A 3,468-nucleotide genomic window follows, 5' to 3' on the forward strand; every position below is an offset into this window, starting at 1 on the left:
GGCGCGGCCAAGCGCCTGAGCGACGAGCTCGCGCGGCTCACCTCCGAGGTGCACCGCGACGAGGTCGCCCGAGCCGAGCAGCGCATGCGCATCGAGCAGCTGGAAAACCGGGCCGGCGAGGAGTTCTCCATCGACGTGGAGACCCTGCTGAACGAATACGGCCCGAGCGTGGCGATCGTCGCCGAGGACGGTTCGCAGGAGCCGTTCGACCGGGCGATCCAGGAGAAGCGGGCGGCCAAGGCCGAGCGGGAGTTCGCCCTGCTGGGCAAGGTCAACCCGCTGGCGCTGGAGGAGTTCGCCGCGCTGGAGGAGCGCTACAAGTTCCTGTCCGACCAGCTCGAAGACCTCAAGGCCACGCGGCGCGACCTGCTGACCGTGGTCAAAGACGTCGACGACCGCATCCTGGAGGTGTTCACGACGGCGTTCGAGGACACGGCCCGCGAGTTCGAGGTCGTGTTCCCGATCCTGTTCCCGGGCGGCGAGGGCCGGCTGGTGCTCACCGATCCCGACGACATGCTCGCCACGGGCGTCGAGGTGGAGGCCCGCCCGCCCGGCAAGAAGATCAAGCGGCTGTCGCTGCTGTCCGGTGGCGAGCGCTCGCTGACGGCCGTGGCGATGCTGTGCGCGATCTTCCGCGCCCGGCCCAGCCCGTTCTACATCATGGACGAGGTCGAGGCCGCGCTGGACGACGTCAACCTGGGCCGGCTGATCACGCTGTTCCAGGAACTGCGCTCGCGCAGCCAGCTGATCATCATCACGCACCAGAAACGCACCATGGAGGTCGCCGACGCGCTTTACGGTGTCACCATGCGCAACGGTGTGACCGAGGTGATCAGTCAGCGGCTCAAGGGCGAGGAGGTCGTGCCGACGTCCCCCGAAGAGGAGATGGCGGCGGCATGAGCGGGGGCTTGCCTGAGCGGGTCATGCGAGTGGGCCGCTGCGAAGCGAGGCTTCGCCGGGCGAAACCGGAGCATGCGCAGGTTTCGGCGTGAACCGGCGAAAGCCGGCCCGCGCGCTGCTCATCGACCTGGACGGGGTCGTGCGGCGATACGAGCGGGTCGAGTCGATCGAGGCGAAGTACGGGCTGCCCGACGGCGCGTTCCTGGAGACCGGCCTGGAGTGGACGCGCTATGTGCCCGCCGTGACGGGAGCGTGGACGCGCGCGCAGTGGCTCGACGCGATCGCCGACGCCACGGGCGCGCCCCGGCACGCGCTCGACGAGTGGGATGCCTATCGGGGCGTGGTCGACCAGGACGTGCTGGCGTTCGTGCGCGAGATCCGGGCGCGCGGCATTCCGGTCGGGCTGGCTACGAACGCCACCGACGACCTGCGCGAGGATCTGTCCAAACTGGACCTGGACGGCGAGTTCGACACGGTGATCTCGTCTGCGGAGGTCGGATCGTTCAAGCCCAGCCGCGAGTTCTTCGCGTCGGCGTGCGCCGCCGTCGGTACCGGAAAAGAATTCTGCCTTTTGCTTGATGACACGCACCGCAACGTGATGGGTGCGCGGGCGGCGGGGCTGCTCGCCATGCGCTACACGGGCGTGAGCGATCTGCATTATGTGAGGTCGGCGCTGGCCACGGGATAGAGCGTGCCGTCGGGGCGAGTGCCTTCGAGCAGCACCCGCGCCGTCCGGCCGCGGTGGGTGAGGGTGGCGATGGCGTTGCCGAAATAGGGCTTGGTCAATAGCTCCCAGTCGATGTGGTCCCGCGGGACGCCGAGGAGGCGGGCGACCAGGGCGGCGGGGCCGAAAAGCGGGCGCCACCAACCCATTTTGAGCATGAGACGCATCTTGGCGTCCACGCTGTTGTTCAGCGGCGAGCACGTGATCTGGTGTAGACCGGGCCGGACCTTCGCGATGTAGGAATGGTGCACGTCGCCGCCGATCACGGACACCGTCGCCGGCCTGTTCACCGCCTCGACCACCTCGGTGAGCTCGTCGAAGGAGTGGCCGACCGCCGACCAGTGCTCCAGGTCGTATTTCCTTCTCAACATTTCCATTTTCGGGTACCGGTGGGAAAGCACCTCCATCGCCGACTCCGCATGATGGATCGCCGGCCCGAGCAGCCAGGGCAGGGAAGATGCCAGCACCAGATGGTCGCAGTCGGCCTGCGCCTGCTCGCGCAGCCGGTCCCATTGTGCCTGCGGGAACATCCGCCGCTCACCGGTGAGCTGGCGTGAGCCGCGGCAGTCGAGCATGATCAGACGCGTCCGTCCGATGTCGACGGTGAAGCTCCAGTCGTCGGGCATCCACTTCGCCGCCGGCTCGTTGCCCAGGTGCTGGAACAGCCAATAGGACTCCAGCCCGGCGCCCAGGTGGTCTTCCCAGCCCGGACGGGCCCGCATTTCGGCGAGCCACGCGGCAGAGGAGTTCCAGTCGTCGTGGATCTCGTGATCATCGAAGATCATGACGGTGGAGACGGTGGAGAGCAGCCAGCGCACGTGCGGCTCGGACCACGCCTGCCGATAGAGCTCCACGTATTCGGCGAAGGACCACACATCGTCGGCGTAGATCTGGTCGCCGATCAGCGCGAGCAGGTCGGGCAGGGGCTGCTCATGCACCATGGCGCGGGCGGCGTAGGCGATCAGCGCGTCGGGGTCGGGGTGCCGTTTGGCCTCGCGGCAGGAGCCGAACACGATCGTGGCATCGAGGTCATTCTCGTCACGCACGGTGATGACGGATGGGGGCATGCCGGGCAGGGGCCAGACCGGCTCGCCGTCGAGCTCGACCGCGTACTGCATGGTCATCTTTGGTGGGGTGATCACAGGGAGGGCCACATGCACGCCGCGGGTCTCGAACGTGTCGACCGTCACGCTCGCCTCCCCGATCCGCACGGTGACCCGTGCCGGGGCGTCCGTCTGTAGCCACAGGACTGCTTGGTCGCGGGTGACGCGGCGCAGTTGGGGACCGAGAATCAGGCTGGCCATAGGTCATACTGCGACATGAGTCTGTGAGTTCGTTTGAGAGGATGGCCGACATGGATCCAGTCGCCATCGTCCTGCTGATCGTCGGATTGCTCCTGCTCGTGGGTGGGGGCGTGTTCGTCGCGACGCGGCGTCGGCCAGCGCCGCCTGCGCCTCCTTCGAAGGAGCCTGCTGCGGTTGCCGTGGAGGAGGCGCCGGTTGCGCCCGTCGAGCGGGTCGAGGCGCCGGTTGCGCCGGTCGAGCGGGTCGAGGCGCCGGATCCGACGAAGGGGCGGCTGGTGCGGCTGCGCGCGCGGCTCGCGCGGTCACAGAGCGTGTTTGGCAAGGGCCTGCTCGGGCTCCTGTCCCGTGATCACCTCGACGACGACGCGTGGGACGAGGTGGAGGAGAGCCTGATCGGCGCGGACGTCGGGGTCAAGGCGACCACCGAGATCGTCGCGCGGCTGCGCGAGCAGGTGCGCGTGCTGGGCACCCGCACCCCCGACCAGCTGCGCACGCTGCTGGCCGAGGAGCTCACCCACGCGCTTGACCCGTCGCTGGATC

At 68.4% G+C, this 3,468-nt stretch carries 4 protein-coding genes; 3 read left to right on the plus strand and 1 reads right to left on the minus strand.

Annotated features, from left to right (window positions below; genetic code table 11):
• Positions 1 to 900, plus strand: a 900-nt coding sequence (locus tag DM816_RS40950) for an AAA family ATPase (protein ID WP_162908387.1), incomplete at its 5' end; no start/stop codon positions are given.
• Between the two features lie 88 nt (positions 901 to 988).
• Positions 989 to 1,588 (plus strand): HAD family hydrolase, encoded by a 600-nt coding sequence (locus tag DM816_RS40955; protein ID WP_117215818.1) that lies wholly within the window; start codon positions 989 to 991, stop codon positions 1,586 to 1,588.
• Here the strand turns inward: DM816_RS40955 and DM816_RS40960 are convergent.
• A complete protein-coding gene (locus DM816_RS40960; RefSeq protein WP_117215819.1) occupies positions 1,558 to 2,928 on the minus strand; it encodes an alkaline phosphatase D family protein in 1,371 nt (456 codons plus the stop codon). The two genes, DM816_RS40955 and DM816_RS40960, sit on opposite strands and share 31 nt — an antisense overlap.
• A gap of 50 nt (positions 2,929 to 2,978) precedes the next feature.
• On the opposite strand from DM816_RS40960, the gene DM816_RS40965 reads away from it, so the two are divergent.
• Positions 2,979 to 3,468, plus strand: a 490-nt coding sequence (locus DM816_RS40965; RefSeq protein ID WP_425455345.1) for a signal recognition particle receptor subunit alpha, incomplete at its 3' end; no start/stop codon positions are given.

This window comes from Allorhizocola rhizosphaerae (assembly GCF_003426775.1).
Lineage (GTDB): Bacteria > Actinomycetota > Actinomycetes > Mycobacteriales > Micromonosporaceae > Allorhizocola > Allorhizocola rhizosphaerae.

Coding starts and splice junctions, on each gene's coding strand:
- DM816_RS40960 (WP_117215819.1), bottom strand. CDS start 2,928: ATGGCCAGCCTGATTCTCGGTCCCCAACTGCGCCGCGTCACCCGCGAC.